The organism is Nioella aestuarii (assembly GCF_050896395.1).
GTDB lineage: Bacteria > Pseudomonadota > Alphaproteobacteria > Rhodobacterales > Rhodobacteraceae > Nioella > Nioella aestuarii.
The window spans coordinates 58,995-73,495 of sequence record NZ_JBPBBA010000004.1 but is presented as its reverse complement, the minus strand read 5'-3'; the positions used below and the strand labels follow the sequence as shown (position 1 = coordinate 73,495).

The window sequence follows — 14,501 nt, the reverse complement described above, 5'->3', positions numbered from 1 at the left end:
TTTCTTTTGCACTCGTTGCTTTCGAAGGCGACCTGCCGGCCGAGGCCCCGGCAATTCGCTGGTTCGCGCTAACACCGCGCCTTGCGCATTGCGCCCACCCCAATCCGCACGGTATTGCTGATGTGCGGGGCAGAACGCCCGACAGGGATCCAGGGATAAGGCAAGATGCCCGAAAGGACAGAAACCGAGAGCAGGAAACTGCTCCGCCGCTTGCAGGCGACGCTGGCCGAGGCTGGCGCCGGGCAGGAACGGCTGGACCGGATTACCCATATCATTGCCGATTCGCTCGGATGCGAAGTGTGCTCCATCTATTTGTTCCGGGATGCCATCACACTGGAACTGTGCGCCACCGAGGGCCTCGCGCAGGAAGCCGTCCACGTCACCCGCCTGCGCGTGGGCGAGGGTCTGGTGGGCCGCGTCGCCAGCCGGATGCGCCCCGTCAACACCGACAACGCCCCTGCGGAACCGGGCTTCCGCTACATGCCGGAAACCGGCGAAGAGGCGTTTTCCTCCTTCCTCGGCGTCCCGATCCAGCGCCTTGGCGAAAAACTGGGCGTGCTGGTGATCCAGTCGAAACAGGCGCGCGCCTTTTCCGATGACGAACTCTATGCGCTGGAAGTCGTCGCCATGGTACTGGCCGAGATGACGGAACTTGGCGCCTTCGTCGGCGAAGGCGAGGCGATGTCTGCACGACATCAGAAAAGTGCCGTATTTCGCGGCGGCATCGGTCAGGAAGGCGCGGCAGAGGGCCGGGTCTATCTTCATGAACCGCGCGTCGTCATCACCAATCCGGTGGCCGATGACCCGGTTGAGGAAACGCGCCGCCTGACCGAGGCGGTGGACCAGCTGCGCATGTCCGTCGACCAGATGCTCGACAGCGCGCCCAAAGGCGATTCCGAACAGATCGAAGTGCTTCAGGCCTATCGCATGTTCGCCAATTCCCGCGGCTGGATGCGCCGAATGGAAGAGGATATCGCGCGCGGCCTGTCGGCCGAGGCCGCCGTCGAGAAAGAACAATCCACCGCCCGCGCCCGAATGCAGACCGTCCCCGACGCCTACTTACGTGAACGGCTGCACGATCTTGACGACCTGTCCAACCGGCTCCTGCGGCAACTGACCGGACAAGGCAAGGACACCGGCGCGCAGATGCCCGACAACCCCATTCTGGTGGCGCGCAATATCGGCCCGGCGGAACTGCTGGATTATGGCCGGTCGCTGCGTGGGGTGGTGTTGGAGGAAGGCTCGGTCGCAAGCCATGCCGCCATTGTCGCCCGGGCTCTGGCGATTCCGCTGATTGTCCATGCAGGCCGGATCACGCAAGAGGCGCTGAACGGCGACACGATCCTTGTCGATGGCGATGAGGGGGTCGTTCATCTGCGACCTGAGGAAACCGTGGCCTCCGCCTTTCGCGATAAGATCGCCATGCGCACGGCCGCACAGGAACGCTATGCCTCGATCCGCGAAAAGCCCGCCGAGACGCTTGATGGAACGGTTGTATCGCTGACCATGAATGCGGGCCTGATGGCCGATCTGCCCTCGCTGCCCTCATCCGGGGCCGAAGGCGTGGGGCTGTTCCGTACCGAATTGCAGTTCCTGACCCGCAACAACGTGCCCAAACGGGGCGAGCTGGCGGCGCTCTATGCCCGTGTCATGGATGCCGCCGGTGGCAAGCGGGTCTGTTTCCGCACACTCGATATCGGCTCAGACAAGGTGCTGCCCTATATGAAGCCGCAGGACGAACCCAACCCGGCGCTTGGCTGGCGGGCCATCCGGCTGGGGCTGGACAAGCCCGGTGTGATGCGAATGCAGCTTCAGGCGCTCATCCGGGCCGCGAATGGCCGTCCGCTGACGGTCATGTTCCCCTTCATCGCGCAGTTCGAAGAATTCACCGCCGCCCGCGATCACCTGTTGCGAGAGCTGGACCGAGAGGCCGCGCTTGGCCATGTCTTGCCGGAAAACGTGGAAATCGGCGCAATGCTGGAAACGCCCTCACTGGCCTTCGCACCGCGGCAGTTCTTCGAGCTGGCCGATTTCATCTCAATTGGCGGCAATGACCTGAAGCAGTTCTTCTTCGCCGCCGACCGCGAAAACGAACGGGTGCGGCGGCGCTATGACACCCTGAATGTGAGCTTCCTGACCTTCCTGGGACAGATCGTCGAACGGTGCAGGGACACCGGCACCCCGCTCAGCTTCTGTGGCGAAGATGCGGGCCGCCCGGTCGAGGCGCTGTGCTTTGCCGCCATGGGGCTGAGGGCGCTGTCGATGCGGCCGGCCTCGATCGGGCCGGTCAAGTCGCTGCTGCGGCGCGTTGACCTGCGCGAGGCGCGGGCCGTCATCAACGAGGCCCAGGCCCAGGGCGCCCAATCGGTGCGGCCAGCGGTCATGGACTGGCTGAAGCGGGTGGGCTGAGAGCGGCGGAAATGTCTTGAAAGACATTTGACCCCGCCCGGATCAGACCGTTTCAAGCCTGAACTTGCGAAACGTCTGTCCCGCATGGTCCACAAAGCCGACCTCCCGGGCACCAAGACGCCGCAGCGCCCCCAGATGCTGGCGCGACGGTGGCAGCAGGAAGGTCACGAAAGGAATGCGCGGTCCTCCCTTGCGAAGGCCAGAGCCTTCCTGGCGATCGGCAGCCCAAGCCCAAACCGCTCAGGCGTCAGGACAAGCCCGAGGTCCCACTCGTCGCCTTCCTTCTGAAACCCGCCCCAACCCACATAGTCACCCCCCACGGCAAAGGCCCAATGCCCCAGCCCGTCGCGCTGCCACATAGCTTCTTTCGCCGCAACGAACTCCGCCACCCGATCTGGCGTCCATTCGAAAGTGAGAAGTGGCATGTGCTCAGCCAGGCGCGGGTGGCGCATATGGGTCAGGATCGCCTCCGATGAGACCTCTGTCAGGCGCAGAAAACGAATATCATCGGCAGGGCTTGGCATCAGGTTCCTCGGATTGGCAAGCTGGCCCGTCACATAGCCGCAGCATCCTGATCCGCACAAGCCAGCCAGCAGTCACAACCGCGTGCTCTGCACCAAGAACACAGATCGTCGGCACCAGGCCCCGTCCTGGCCCTAAGACGTCGCCTCCCTTCTTCTTTGCCCAAATACTCCCGCCGGAGGCATCCCGCCCTCTCAACCTCGCCAAGCACCCGACGCGACAGAGCGCGCTTTCCAACAGCGCGTGGAAACGCGGCCCGACGAAGGCTCCCGAAGGGGGCTTGAGGAGGGCCGCTTCCGGGTCGATGCCGAAGGCAGCGAAATCGGTCGAACAGCAGTACAAGGGCTGGGGCGCACCCGATGCATAGTGACCCGGGTTCAGCGGGTCCAGGCAGTGACGCTCCCCACGATCCCGTCCCAATCCCCGATCCCCAGAACCCGGTCGGGGTTTGTCGGCGGCGGCATCTCGACGCCGTCCAGCCGGGAAAATCCGAAACGGCTGTAATAGGGGGCATCGCCCACCAGCAGCACCCTGGGCCAGCCGAGATCCCACGCGATAGACAGGCTGTCCTGCATCAGCGCGCCGCCCAGGCCCTCGCCTTGTCGGGTCGGGTGCACCGCAACCGGCCCAAGCAGCAACGCATCCTTTGTGCCCACATGCACCGGCCAGTAGCGTATTGCTCCGGCGAGAATATGATCAGGGTCACGCGCCACGCGGCACAGCCGCGCCACCGGCTTCACACCATCGCGCAGCCGGTAGGAGGACAGCGCCTCACGCCCCGGTGCGAAACAGAGGTCATAGAGCGCCTCGACCTCCCATAGGTCTTCCGCATTTTCCTGCCCGAACTGGTACACCCGCCCGATCCGTCCCGATTTTCTTCTGGAACCGCTGCTAGCACGGCGCTAGGTCGTTGCCAAACGGATCAACAAGGATTGCGCGATGTTCTATGAACCCAAGGACGGCCACGGCTTGCCCCACAACCCCTTTAACGCGCTGATAACACCACGCCCCATCGGCTGGATTTCCACCAGATCATCAAAAGGTCACGACAATCTCGCCCCCTATTCCTTCTTCAACGGCGTGGCCTATACCCCGCCGCAGGTGATGTTTTCCTGCACCTCCGGCAAGCATGATCGGGATGGTGTGAAGGACAGCGTCGCCAACATCATGGAGACCGGGGTTTTCTGTGTGAACGTCGTAGCTTACGAGATGGCGCAGGTGATGAATCAAACCTCTGGCCCCTGGGACAAGGAGGTGGACGAGTTCGCGGATGCCGGCATCGAGAAAGGCGAATGCAAGCTGATCGACTGCCCCCGCGTCACCGCTGCGCCTGCGAATATGGAATGCCGACTGACCCAGATCGTGAAGATTGAGGGCGAGGCCAACACGGTCGTGTTCGGCGAAGTCATCGGCATTCATATGCGTGACGATTGCCTTGTCGATGGCATTTTCGACGTGCGGACCTTCCAGCCCGTGGGGCGGCTTGGATACCGCGACTTCACCCGCGTGACAGAGCTGTTCAGCCTGCGCCGTCCGGGGGAATAACGCCTGATAACAAAGCGATAAGTCGGGCAAGATCACCTTTGGCCCGCGCCGGGCGGTCCAGCATCAGAACGCGGCCAGTCGGGTGACGCCGCGTGTGGAGGGGCACCAGTGATCCCTCCGCAAGCTGGCGCTCCAGCAGGAAGCCATGACCGATCAGCACGCCCGCTCCCGCCTCTGCTTCGGCCACGGCGAGACTATACAGAGAGAAGCGCGGCGCGTCGGTCAGGTCGGGCAGCGCCACGCCCTCGGCTGCGGCCCAATCGGGCCAGTCGGCGGACCAGCTTTCATCATTCAGCAATGTTTCCGCACCAAGGCCACCCGCTTTGCGCACCCGCGCCGCAACCTCGGGTGAGGCGACCGGGAAAATCTCATCGGGGGCCAGCACCACTCCTTGCGGACAGTCCTCCGGGTAGCGGGGAAACAGGCTGAGGTCGAACAGGTCCCGCCTCAGGTTCGGCGGGGTTTCCAGTGCCGTGATCGACAGCTTCACGCCCGGCAGCGCCACCCTGATCGCCGCCAATCGGGGATAGAGCCAAAGCTGCGCCACGCTTGGCAGCGCCGCGATGGTCAGCGTCGCGCGAGGCTTCATTTCGCGGATCATCCGTGTGGCCTCGCCGATCCCATCAAAGGCCCCCGCCAGCACCGGGGCCACTTGCCGCCCGGCCTCGGTCAGTTCCACCCCCTGCGCCCGGCGACGAAAAAGGGCCACGCCTGACCACGCCTCCACCGCCTTGATATGCTGGGAAATCGCACCGGGCGTCACTGTCAGTTCCTCTGCTGCTGCCGCGAACGACCCAAGCCGCGCAGCGGCTTCAAACGCGCGCAGGGCGTTCAGTGCAGGTCCTTTCGGGCGTGGTGGTGCGACGGTCATATCAACTACCCCTAGTTTTTCTAAACACACTTCTAGGAAATCTGGTTTGCCCTGTCACCCTCGGACGCCCCATGATCGCCCCAATCAGATGAGGAGACTCCCAATGACCCTAGCCCGCCGCCCTTGGGTGCCCGACGCCTGCGAAGACCTGATCCAGCGCATCGCCACCCACACCGCCACCGAAGACAGCAGCACCATCCATGAGCGGATCGAGGCGCTGGCCGAGGCCAACCGCCACATCCACGAGCGCGATTGCTTCAACCTCAACCCGGCGACCAACGTCATGAACCCGCGCGCCGAGGCGCTGCTGGCCAGCGGCATGGGCAGTCGCCCGTCGCTCGGCTATCCCGGCGACAAATACGAGATGGGGCTGGAAGCGATCGAGGAGATTGAGGTCATCGCGGCGGAACTGGCCGCCGAGATTTTCAACGCCAAATACGCGGAAATCCGGGTGCCGTCCGGGGCGATCTCCAACCTCTATGCCTTCATGGCGACCTGCAAGCCGGGAGACACGATTATCGCTCCGCCCGCCGCCGTGGGCGGGCATGTCACGCACCACGAAGCGGGCTGCGCGGGGCTTTACGGGCTGCGCATCCTGCCCGCGCCGGTCCATGCGGATGGCTACACGGTGGATGTGGACGGCCTGCGCAAACTGGCACAGGCGGAGACCCCGAAGCTGATCACACTCGGAGCGAGCCTCAACCTGTTTGAGCATCCCGTGGCAGAGGTCCGCGCGGTGGCCGATGAGGTTGGCGCGAAGGTTCTGTTCGACGCAGCCCATCAATGCGGGATCATCGCGGGCAAGGCGTGGAAAGACCCTCTGGCCGAGGGCGCACATCTGATGACCATGTCGACTTACAAAAGCCTTGGCGGCCCGGCTGGCGGCTTGATCGTGACCAATGAGGCCGATCTGGCGGAAAAGCTGGATCACATCGCCTTCCCCGGCATGACGGCGAATTTCGACGTGGCAAAATCGGCGGCGCTGGCGGTCACGATGCTGGACTGGCGCGATCATGGCCGGGCCTATGCAGCAGAAATGATCCGCATGGCGCAGGCTTTGGCTGGGGCGCTGGCGGATGAGGGCCTGCCGGTCTTCAAGGGCGCTGGTGGGTACACCCAATCGCACCAGTTCGCAGTTGAAGCGGCAGGGTTCGGCGGCGGGCAGGCGGCGTCGAAGACGCTGCGCGAGGCCGGGTTCCTGGCCTGCGGCATCGGGCTGCCAATCGACCCGGTCGCGGGCGACATGAACGGCTTGCGCATAGGCACGCCGGAACTGGTCCGGTGGGGCATGACGGCAGAGGACGCCCCGCGTCTGGCAACGCTTATTTCACGGGCATTGCGGTCCAATGATCCGGCATCCCTTGCCTCTGAAGTTGCAGACTGGCGGCAGAGCTTCACCAAGCTGCATTTCGTGAATTGAGACCAAAGCCCCACGCCGTTAGGGTGCCCCCGACAGATCAGTGACGGGGGCATTCATGGACACGGTGATCGGGGTAATCGGCGGCTCGGGCGTCTACGAGATCGAGGGGCTTGAGGGCGCGGAATGGGTGACTGCGGAGAGCAGTTTCGGCACACCCTCTGATCAGGTGTTGGTGGGCCGTCTGGATGGCGTCAAGATGGTCTTCCTGCCCCGCCACGGGCGCGGCCATGTCCACACGCCCTCCACCGTGCCCTACCGCGCCAATATCGACGCGCTAAAGCGGTTGGGGGTCACCGATGTGATCAGCGTATCCGCCTGCGGGTCGTTCCGGGAAGAGATGGCGCCGGGCGATTTCGTGGTGGTGGATCAGTTCATCGACCGCACCTTCGCCCGCGAGAAGAGCTTTTTCGGCCCCGGTCTGGTGGGTCATGTCAGTGTCGCCCATCCCACCTGCCCGCGCCTGTCGGCGGCCTGCGTGACAGCAGCGAAGGATGCGGGCATCACCGTGCATGACGGCGGCACCTATCTGGCGATGGAAGGCCCGCAGTTCAGCAGTCTGGCAGAATCGAAGATGTACCGAGAAAGCTGGGGATGTGACGTCATTGGCATGACCAACATGCCCGAGGCGAAACTGGCCCGCGAGGCGGAGCTTTGCTATGCCAGCGTCGCCATGATCACCGACTATGACAGCTGGCATCCCGATCATGGCGAAGTGGATATTGCCGAGATCATCGCGACACTGACGGGCAATGCGGGAAAGGCAAAGGCGCTGGTGGGCAAACTGCCCACCCTACTGGGCGCAACGCGCACCCCCTGCCCCCATGGCTGCGACCGGGCGCTGGAATTCGCCATACTGACCGCGCCCGACAAGCGCGATCCGGCGATGATCGAGAAGCTGTCCGCTGTCGCTGGCCGCGTGTTGTGAGCCGCGCGCGCAAGATCCTGCTTCTGGGTGCGGACGGGTTCATCGGCCGCCATATCGCCTTTCATCTGCGGGCCGAGGGCTGGACGGTTCTGGCTTCGGCGCGGCGGGTTCGGGCGCTCGATCAGATGGGGTTTCAGACCGTCGCCGCCGACCTGAGCCTGCCGGAAACCCACGACCCTGCCTTCTGGGCCCCGCATCTGAGGGGCTGCCAATATGTCGTGAACGCGGCGGGGTTGCTGACCGGCAGCGAGGAGGCGTTTCAGGGCGTGCATGTTCTGGCCCCAAAGGCTGTCTATCAGGCGATGCCGGAGGGGTGCCGCGCATTGTTGATTTCCGCCGTAGGACTGGAGGCGGACACGGATTTCGCGCTCTACCGACGGCAGGGCGAGGCGCTGGCCGACCGGCACCGCGTCACGATCCTGCGGCCCGGCCTGGTGCTAGCCGACAGCGCCTATGGTGGTTCGGCCCTTGCTCGGGGGCTGGCGGCGCTGCCGCTGGTGACGCCCGTTGTGGGCAAGGGTGAACAGGTGTTCAACCCGATCCACGCCACCGATTTGGCGAAGGTGATCCTTGCCTGTCTGGCCGACCGCCCTGGCCCCGGCGCGCATGAGATTGGCGGGCCAGAACGGGTGACACAGGCCGATATGCTGAAGGCTATGCGCCGCTGGTTGGGTCTGCGTCCGGTGCCGCTGTTCAGGATGCCCCGGGTTCTTGCGCGTGGCTTGTCGCGGGTGGGGGATGTGCTGAAATTCGGGCCGATCTCCACCACCGCATTGGATCAGCTGGCAACGGGTGTCGAAGCACAAGAGGCCCCGCTGCTGGAGCATCTGCCAGAGAGCGCCCATCCGCGCGGGTTTTCCCAGTTCATAGCCGCTCGGCCTGCGGGCACCGCAGACCTTTGGCACGCTCGGCTCTACCTGATGAAACCGGCGCTCAGGCTGGTGCTCATCCTGCTTTGGCTGGTCTCGGGGCTGTTGGGCCTTTTCCTGCCCTCGCAAAGCTTCCTGCCGATGATCCCCGAAGGCATGTTGTCCGATCCGGTGCTTATTGTCCTGGCCCGCGCGGGCGGGGTGGCGGATCTTGCGCTTGCGGTGCTCTTGGCGGCGGCATGGCGGTTAAGACTGCTTGGCTGGCTACAATTGGGGCTGGTTACGGCCTACACCGTGGCCTTTACGGTTTTGTCCCCGGACCTGTGGCTGCTCCCACTCGGCGGGCTGCTCAAGAACCTGCCCATTCTTCTGCTGATCTGGGTCTTCCTCGTGCTGGAGGAGGAACGCTGATGGACCCCTACCTGCTGGCCCGCTGGCTGCATATCCTGTCGTCCACTGTTCTGTTCGGCACCGGGATCGGCACGGCGTTCCAGATGGTCTGGGCGATGCGAACGGGCAAGGTGGAGACGGTGCATTCCGTGGCCTCTGGCGTGGTCTGGGCCGATTGGCTGTTCACCACGCCAGCGGGCATCGCGCAGCCGCTGACGGGGCTGTGGCTGATCTACATCGCGGGGTATTCCCTGGCGGAGCCTTGGTTGCTGGCAACCTACGCGCTCTACGTGCTGGCGTTCATCTGTTGGGCCCCGGTGGTGCATCTGCAGATCCGCATCCGCGATCTGGCGGGCGAGGCGCTGGCCAACGGTCAAGCGCTGCCCGCAGAGGCAAACCGCCTATACCGCATCTGGTTCGCACTTGGCTGGCCAGCTTTCGGTGCGCTGATCGGCGTGTTCTGGCTGATGGTCTCTCGTCCTGCGCTTTGGTAGGCCCGCTTGACCTGACCTTGGATCCGAGGCTTGCTGCGAGCGGAAACCATTGGAGCACCTTATGTCCCTCGAACTCTGGCTCGCCTTCGTCGCCGCCTCGACCGCCCTGTTGATCATCCCCGGCCCCACGGTTCTGCTGGTCTTGTCATATGCACTGAGCCAGGGGCGCAAAGTCGCGGTGGCCTCTGCAGCCGGGGTGGCGCTTGGGGATTTCGTGGCGATGACCGCCTCGCTTCTTGGCCTTGGGGCATTGGTTTTGGCCTCGGCCACGCTGTTCACGGTGCTGAAATGGGTCGGCGCGGTGTATCTCATTTGGCTGGGGATCAAGCTGATCCAGTCGGCGGGCGGTGCAACCCTGACCGAGCTGCCGGAAACCCACCGGATCACGCCCGCGCGGGTCTTTGGCCATAACGCGGCGGTCACGGCACTGAACCCGAAATCCATCACCTTCTTCATTGCCTTCGTGCCCCAGTTCCTTCGGCCCGAGCAGCCGCTCATCCCGCAATTCGCCATCCTGATCGCCACCTTTGTAACTCTGGCGGCCCTGAACGCGCTGGCATATGCGCTTCTGGCTGACCGGTTGCGTGCCCGGATCGCGCGGCCCGGAACTATTGCCTGGCTGACCCGCGCGGGCGGGACCGCACTGATCGGGATGGGTGTGCTGACGGCCAGCATTCGCCGCGCAACCTGACCAAAAGGACGAGTCCACGCCGCAACAGCACCGCGCAGATTACATCTGCCCCGCTTGCCCGACCCCGCAGCTTGCGGCATCTCTGTTCTCATGATCATTCGCCTGACCCTTCTTGTGGCCCTTTTGGTCCTGCCCTCGATTGCGGCGGCGCAAGAATTCATCACCGTTCCGCGCCGGTTGTCGGATGATGCGTTCTATCGTCTCGTGTCCTGTGCCGCGCCGCCAGGTGGCCAATGCGCCAAGCCCGAAATTCGCTGGTCCGAGGAACGCCGGGTTTCGCTGAGCGTGGGCATCGCGCAAACCGACGCGGGCTTTCCGACTTACAAGCTCGACCTTGTTGACGACGCCATTGACCGGGCGATTGCGCAGATCAATGGCTCTGGTGCGTATCTGGTGCTGGAACGGATCTACGAAGGCACGCCCGATATCGCGATCTATCTGCTCGACACTCCGCAGGGCGGGATCATCTCGGGCACCGGAAACGAGGAACTTGACGGCTCCGAACTGGCCATCGGGCGGGTTGCGATCCGGTCGATTGGCGGTGACATTCAGGAAGCGACGATTGCCATTTCTCGGGACATCCAACGCCGAGAGGTCGCCAGCGTGGTGTTGGAGGAGATGGTGCAGGCACTTGGCCTGCCGACGGATATCCAATCCCCCGCCTACCCGGACTCGATCTTCAATGAAAATTCCAACGCGGTTGTCTGGCTTCGTGGACAGGATGCTATGGCCCTGCGGCGACATTACCCGCGCCTGTGATCGCGAAAAGGGGCTGCACCGCGCCGCGGCGGCCGCTATGTTGATGCCCGGACACTCAGCCATGAAAGGCCCGCTTCGATGCTCGATCAAAAGGTGGTCGCAGACTACATCCGCACGATCCCGGACTTCCCCCATGAAGGCATCATGTTCCGCGATGTGACGACGCTTTTCCTCGATCCGCGCGGCTTTCGGCTGGCCATCGACCAGCTGCTTGCGCCTTTCGTCGGGCGACGCATCGACAAGGTCGCAGGGTTGGAGGCTCGGGGGTTCATCCTTGGTGGCGCGGTGGCGCATCAGCTTTCCGTGGGCTTCGTGCCGATCCGCAAGAAGGGCAAACTGCCGGGCAAGACGATTTCGCAGGATTACACGCTGGAATATGCCAGTGCGACGGTCGAAATCCATGACGATTGTCTGCAACCGGGCGAAACCGTTCTGCTGGTCGATGACCTGCTGGCCACCGGCGGCACGGCCGAGGCCGGGATCAAGCTGATCGAACGGTTGGGTGCTCAGGTCGTTGGCACGGCATTTGTCGTGGACCTGCCCGATCTGGGCGGGCGCAAGCGGCTGGAGGCAATGGGCATGTCGGTTCACACGCTCTGCGAGTTCGAGGGCGACTAGATCCCTTTACGGCGGCAAATTTCCTGCCAGATCTGGGTAACGGACCATCCCTTGTAGCCAACAAGATCGCCATCCAGCACCACGCATGACATTGCATCCGGGCTGGCAAGGCGCACACGTGCCTGCTCGGGTTTACTCAGGTGATCGTGGCGGGTAGCCAGCCCGGCCTCGCGACCGCGGCTTAGCAACTCTTCCGCCCTTTGCCAAAGTGCGTCGCCATCGCCGAGGCTTTGTACCACCAGACCCGGCCCCAACCGGCTCGCCCGTCCGAGCCAGTCCTGTGGCAGAAGGGGCAAGGATATTGGCCCCTGCAGCACCCGCCCCCAAAGCTGCACGCTGCCCATGGTCCGGTCCAGCGTCACATAGTTCTGACGACGCAGCTCTGCCCGCATTTCCGGATCATCACCGTCACGCACCATGATCAGCAGCGTGGAGAACCCGAAGTACCGCGCCCAGTCTTCCGCGACGCGCAGCAGCGCCCCTATACCGACCACACGCCCGGCCTGCCCATCCACCCGCAGGGCTTCGATCACCACCGATTGACCGGCCCCGGTGATCGGTCGCCAAGTGGCGCGGCCGGGCACAAACTCGATGAAACCACGAAGAGGGGGGCGAAGCATACGCACCTGTAACCCTTGGGATAGCCGGTCGATCAGCCAATCCCGACCTGTGGAATGATCCGGTTCTGCAAGGCCCTTCTCAAGGCTCAGAAACCCGGAGCGGTCCAGGTTGGGTGGGGAAACGGTGATGACATTGCGAGGCACCCGCGCCATCGGGGCAATCCCTTGTCCGTTGTAGCCTTCGTGGTGTCCAGCATAGCCAATGGCGATGAGAGGCTACATTGATCTGCCGCAAATCCCGTCCACCCTGACCGGATCTGCAAAAAATGTTCTGCGATTTACGATTACTTAACCAATCACTGGTTAAGTGGGCGTGTTCGTCACTCACGAACAATGTTGCTTGCTAATGACAAGAACCCAGGGCGCCCCGTCATCCCCCGACGGGGCGTCACCCCGTTCTTAGGGCCCCAGGATCAGATCGCGCGCAGCACTGCGCCGGGGTTCATGATGCCCGATGGATCCAGCGCCGTCTTGATTGCCTGCATCGCTGCTAGCATCGCGGGATCACCATAGCGTTCCAGATCACCCACTTTCATGCGCCCGACCCCATGTTCGGCAGAGACCGAACCGCCCATTTCGGCCACCAGATCGTGGATCAGCTGCTTGACCTCATCGCGCCTGTCCAGCCATGCAGCGCGCTCCTCGCCCTTGGGCGGGAAGATGTTGTAGTGCAGATTCCCATCCCCCAGATGACCAAACCCGTTGATCCGCACAGGCCCAAGATGCGCCAGTCGGCGCGGGGCTTGCTCCAGAAATGCCGGGATCGCGCCAATGGGAACAGAAATGTCGTGGCTAGAGATTGCCCCAACCCTCTTGTTCGCCTCCGGGATCGATTCCCGGATCGTCCAGAAATCCTGCCGCTGTGTTTCGGATTGGGAAATCAGCCCGTCATGAACCAGCTCGGCCTCTGCTGCGGCCTCGAAAAGCGTCATCAACGCCTCGCCTGCGTTCTGGCCTTGCGACACACCAAGGTCGATCAGGCACATCCAGTCGGGCTTATCCGCAAAGGGCTGGCGGACCTCCGGGCCGACCTCCTCCAGAAACTCCAACCCTGCCCGTCCGATGAGTTCAAAGGCCGAGAGCCCATCCCCCACCACATCGCGCGCCATATCCAGCAGGCGCAGGGCGTCGTCAGGCGTATCCACAACCATCAGCGCGGTGGCCTGATCGGCGGGACGCGACACCAGCCGCAGACAGGCCGCCGTGATGATGCCAAGCGTGCCTTCCGCCCCAATCAGCAGATGCCGCAGGTCATAGCCCAGATTGTCTTTCCTAAGGCCCTTGAGGCCGTGCATCACATCGCCCGAGGGCAACACCGCCTCGATCCCCAACACCAGATCGCGGGCATTGCCGTAGCGCAGCACGTTGACGCCGCCCGCGTTGGTGGACAAAAGCCCGCCGATCCGGGCAGAGCCTTCGCTGGCCAGCGACAAGGGGAAAAGCTTGCCCGCCTCCGCTGCCGTTGTCTGAACATCGGCCAGGATCGCGCCGGCCTCGACAATCAGGGTGCCTGCCAGCGGGTCCATTGCACGCGTGGCGGTCATGCGTTCCAGGCTGATTACCAAAGGCGCGGGCCCATCCCAAGCGACCTGCCCGCCGACCAGCCCGGTGCCGCCGCCGTAGGGCACAACCGGCACCCGCGCGGCGGCAGCGTGGCGGATCAGGGTGGCCACCTCTGCGGTGCTGCGAGGGCGTGCCAGAATCCCGACCTGTCCGTGATAGAGGCCACGCGGCTCAGACATGTATCGCGGCTCTGCCTCGCTTAGCACGCCCTCCGGCAGATCGGCGGCGAGGCGGGAGAGGAAGCTTTCGTCAGCGGGGTTCAACCGGGTCATGCGTGGGCCATTTCTTGCAGTTTGAGGCAACTGGACAGGTTCCGTGCAGTCATGAGGTCAGCCTTGAGCACCCGGTCCAGCCGTTCGGCGATCTTGGACCGGCCATAGCCATTGGGCGTGAAAAGGTAGAACACCCCCTGCCCCATGTGAAACTGCTCTCCCGCCGCGCAAAGGGCTTCCGCGGCCTCTTCGTCAAGCACCGCCTCACCGTGCAGGAACACCAGATGCAGCGCCTTTGGGGTTTCCATCACTTCGGGAAATGGGTTGGCGGCAAGCGCGGCGTCCAGATCGGCGGCGGACAGGATGCAGCAGCCGGGGGCAAAGCCAAAGCGATCTTCGAAATCTTCGGTGATCTGCGCCTGCAACTCGTCCGGGGCCTCATCTGCGTCAAACACCGCGTTGCCGCTCTGGACATATGTCGCGATGCAGGCGTAGCCCCGCGCCGCTAGCAGCGCCTTCCAGTCGGCCATGAGAAGCCTGTTCCTGCCGCCCACATTCACCCCCCTGAGAAGCGCCACATAACGTGTCATCAC

The 14,501-nt window shown here is 63.8% G+C and carries 16 protein-coding genes; 9 read left to right on the top strand and 7 right to left on the bottom strand.

Annotated elements, in window-relative coordinates:
* Positions 1 to 165 precede the first annotated feature (165 nt).
* The gene (gene ptsP / locus ACROHD_RS04230) at positions 166 to 2,409 is read left to right on the top strand and encodes a phosphoenolpyruvate--protein phosphotransferase (protein ID WP_432676106.1); all 2,244 of its coding nucleotides are present in this window, start codon (positions 166 to 168) and stop codon (positions 2,407 to 2,409) included.
* Between the two features lie 42 nt (positions 2,410 to 2,451).
* Here the strand turns inward: ptsP and ACROHD_RS04225 are convergent, their stop codons facing one another.
* The 3 genes from ACROHD_RS04225 to ACROHD_RS04215 form a co-directional block, all read right to left on the bottom strand.
* On the bottom strand, positions 2,452 to 2,577 hold the full coding sequence (locus ACROHD_RS04225; RefSeq protein WP_432676105.1) for a hypothetical protein: 126 nt from the start codon (positions 2,575 to 2,577) through the stop codon (positions 2,452 to 2,454).
* The gene (locus tag ACROHD_RS04220; protein WP_432676104.1) at positions 2,574 to 2,933 is read right to left on the bottom strand and encodes a GNAT family N-acetyltransferase; all 360 of its coding nucleotides are present in this window, start codon (positions 2,931 to 2,933) and stop codon (positions 2,574 to 2,576) included. Before ACROHD_RS04220 ends, ACROHD_RS04225 begins: the two co-directional genes overlap by 4 nt.
* A 375-nt stretch (positions 2,934 to 3,308) precedes the next feature.
* On the bottom strand, positions 3,309 to 3,785 hold the full coding sequence (locus ACROHD_RS04215; RefSeq protein WP_432676103.1) for a GNAT family N-acetyltransferase: 477 nt from the start codon (positions 3,783 to 3,785) through the stop codon (positions 3,309 to 3,311).
* 85 nt (positions 3,786 to 3,870) lie between these two features.
* Between ACROHD_RS04215 and ACROHD_RS04210 the strand changes: the two genes are divergently transcribed.
* Positions 3,871 to 4,476: a flavin reductase family protein gene (locus tag ACROHD_RS04210; RefSeq protein WP_432676102.1), complete on the top strand. Its 606-nt coding sequence runs from the start codon at positions 3,871 to 3,873 to the stop codon at positions 4,474 to 4,476.
* Here ACROHD_RS04210 and ACROHD_RS04205 read toward each other — a convergent pair.
* Entirely contained in the window at positions 4,451 to 5,347 is an 897-nt protein-coding gene (locus ACROHD_RS04205) for a LysR family transcriptional regulator (protein WP_432676101.1), read from the bottom strand. The genes ACROHD_RS04210 and ACROHD_RS04205 overlap by 26 nt on opposite strands.
* 103 nt (positions 5,348 to 5,450) lie before the next feature.
* Here ACROHD_RS04205 and glyA point away from each other — a divergent pair, with 103 nt between their 5' ends.
* From glyA to ACROHD_RS04170, 7 genes are all read left to right on the top strand, one after another.
* The gene (glyA, locus tag ACROHD_RS04200) at positions 5,451 to 6,767 is read left to right on the top strand and encodes a serine hydroxymethyltransferase (protein ID WP_432676100.1); all 1,317 of its coding nucleotides are present in this window, start codon (positions 5,451 to 5,453) and stop codon (positions 6,765 to 6,767) included.
* A gap of 55 nt (positions 6,768 to 6,822) precedes the next feature.
* Positions 6,823 to 7,692, top strand: coding sequence for an S-methyl-5'-thioadenosine phosphorylase (locus tag ACROHD_RS04195; protein WP_432676099.1), 870 nt, complete (start codon positions 6,823 to 6,825; stop codon positions 7,690 to 7,692).
* Complete coding sequence (locus tag ACROHD_RS04190) at positions 7,689 to 8,972, top strand: DoxX-like family protein (protein ID WP_432676098.1); 1,284 nt, start codon at positions 7,689 to 7,691, stop codon at positions 8,970 to 8,972. Before ACROHD_RS04195 ends, ACROHD_RS04190 begins: the two co-directional genes overlap by 4 nt.
* Positions 8,972 to 9,445, top strand: a complete 474-nt coding sequence (locus ACROHD_RS04185; RefSeq protein ID WP_432676096.1) for a DUF2269 family protein — start codon at positions 8,972 to 8,974, stop codon at positions 9,443 to 9,445. Before ACROHD_RS04190 ends, ACROHD_RS04185 begins: the two co-directional genes overlap by 1 nt.
* 61 nt (positions 9,446 to 9,506) lie before the next feature.
* Entirely contained in the window at positions 9,507 to 10,136 is a 630-nt protein-coding gene (locus tag ACROHD_RS04180) for a LysE family translocator (protein WP_432676095.1), read from the top strand.
* 90 nt (positions 10,137 to 10,226) lie between these two features.
* Complete coding sequence (locus tag ACROHD_RS04175) at positions 10,227 to 10,895, top strand: DUF2927 domain-containing protein (protein WP_432676094.1); 669 nt, start codon at positions 10,227 to 10,229, stop codon at positions 10,893 to 10,895.
* A 78-nt stretch (positions 10,896 to 10,973) separates the two neighbouring features.
* Positions 10,974 to 11,513, top strand: a complete 540-nt coding sequence (locus ACROHD_RS04170) for an adenine phosphoribosyltransferase (protein WP_432676093.1) — start codon at positions 10,974 to 10,976, stop codon at positions 11,511 to 11,513.
* On the opposite strand, the gene ACROHD_RS04165 is transcribed toward ACROHD_RS04170, so the two are convergent.
* The 3 genes from ACROHD_RS04165 to ACROHD_RS04155 all read right to left on the bottom strand — a co-directional run bounded on the left by ACROHD_RS04165 (position 11,510) and on the right by ACROHD_RS04155 (position 14,498).
* Positions 11,510 to 12,286 (bottom strand): hypothetical protein, encoded by a 777-nt coding sequence (locus ACROHD_RS04165; protein WP_432676092.1) that lies wholly within the window; start codon positions 12,284 to 12,286, stop codon positions 11,510 to 11,512. The two genes, ACROHD_RS04170 and ACROHD_RS04165, sit on opposite strands and share 4 nt — an antisense overlap.
* A gap of 260 nt (positions 12,287 to 12,546) precedes the next feature.
* Positions 12,547 to 13,968, bottom strand: coding sequence for an FAD-binding oxidoreductase (locus tag ACROHD_RS04160; protein ID WP_432676091.1), 1,422 nt, complete (start codon positions 13,966 to 13,968; stop codon positions 12,547 to 12,549).
* Positions 13,965 to 14,498: a DUF1697 domain-containing protein gene (locus ACROHD_RS04155; RefSeq protein ID WP_432676089.1), complete on the bottom strand. Its 534-nt coding sequence runs from the start codon at positions 14,496 to 14,498 to the stop codon at positions 13,965 to 13,967. Before ACROHD_RS04155 ends, ACROHD_RS04160 begins: the two co-directional genes overlap by 4 nt.
* Positions 14,499 to 14,501: the final 3 nt, after the last annotated feature.

Bases quoted from the DNA above. Each gene is read 5' to 3' on its own strand.
- ptsP (WP_432676106.1), top strand. From the start codon at position 166: ATGCCCGAAAGGACAGAAACCGAGAGCAGGAAACTGCTCCGCCGCTTG.
- ACROHD_RS04175 (WP_432676094.1), top strand. From the start codon at position 10,227: ATGATCATTCGCCTGACCCTTCTTGTGGCCCTTTTGGTCCTGCCCTCG.
- ACROHD_RS04170 (WP_432676093.1), top strand. From the start codon at position 10,974: ATGCTCGATCAAAAGGTGGTCGCAGACTACATCCGCACGATCCCGGAC.
- ACROHD_RS04165 (WP_432676092.1), bottom strand. From the start codon at position 12,286: ATGGCGCGGGTGCCTCGCAATGTCATCACCGTTTCCCCACCCAACCTG.
- ACROHD_RS04205 (WP_432676101.1), bottom strand. From the start codon at position 5,347: ATGACCGTCGCACCACCACGCCCGAAAGGACCTGCACTGAACGCCCTG.
- ACROHD_RS04195 (WP_432676099.1), top strand. From the start codon at position 6,823: ATGGACACGGTGATCGGGGTAATCGGCGGCTCGGGCGTCTACGAGATC.
- ACROHD_RS04185 (WP_432676096.1), top strand. From the start codon at position 8,972: ATGGACCCCTACCTGCTGGCCCGCTGGCTGCATATCCTGTCGTCCACT.
- ACROHD_RS04160 (WP_432676091.1), bottom strand. From the start codon at position 13,968: ATGACCCGGTTGAACCCCGCTGACGAAAGCTTCCTCTCCCGCCTCGCC.
- ACROHD_RS04220 (WP_432676104.1), bottom strand. From the start codon at position 2,933: ATGCCAAGCCCTGCCGATGATATTCGTTTTCTGCGCCTGACAGAGGTC.
- ACROHD_RS04180 (WP_432676095.1), top strand. From the start codon at position 9,507: ATGTCCCTCGAACTCTGGCTCGCCTTCGTCGCCGCCTCGACCGCCCTG.
- ACROHD_RS04210 (WP_432676102.1), top strand. From the start codon at position 3,871: ATGTTCTATGAACCCAAGGACGGCCACGGCTTGCCCCACAACCCCTTT.
- ACROHD_RS04155 (WP_432676089.1), bottom strand. From the start codon at position 14,498: ATGACACGTTATGTGGCGCTTCTCAGGGGGGTGAATGTGGGCGGCAGG.
- glyA (WP_432676100.1), top strand. From the start codon at position 5,451: ATGACCCTAGCCCGCCGCCCTTGGGTGCCCGACGCCTGCGAAGACCTG.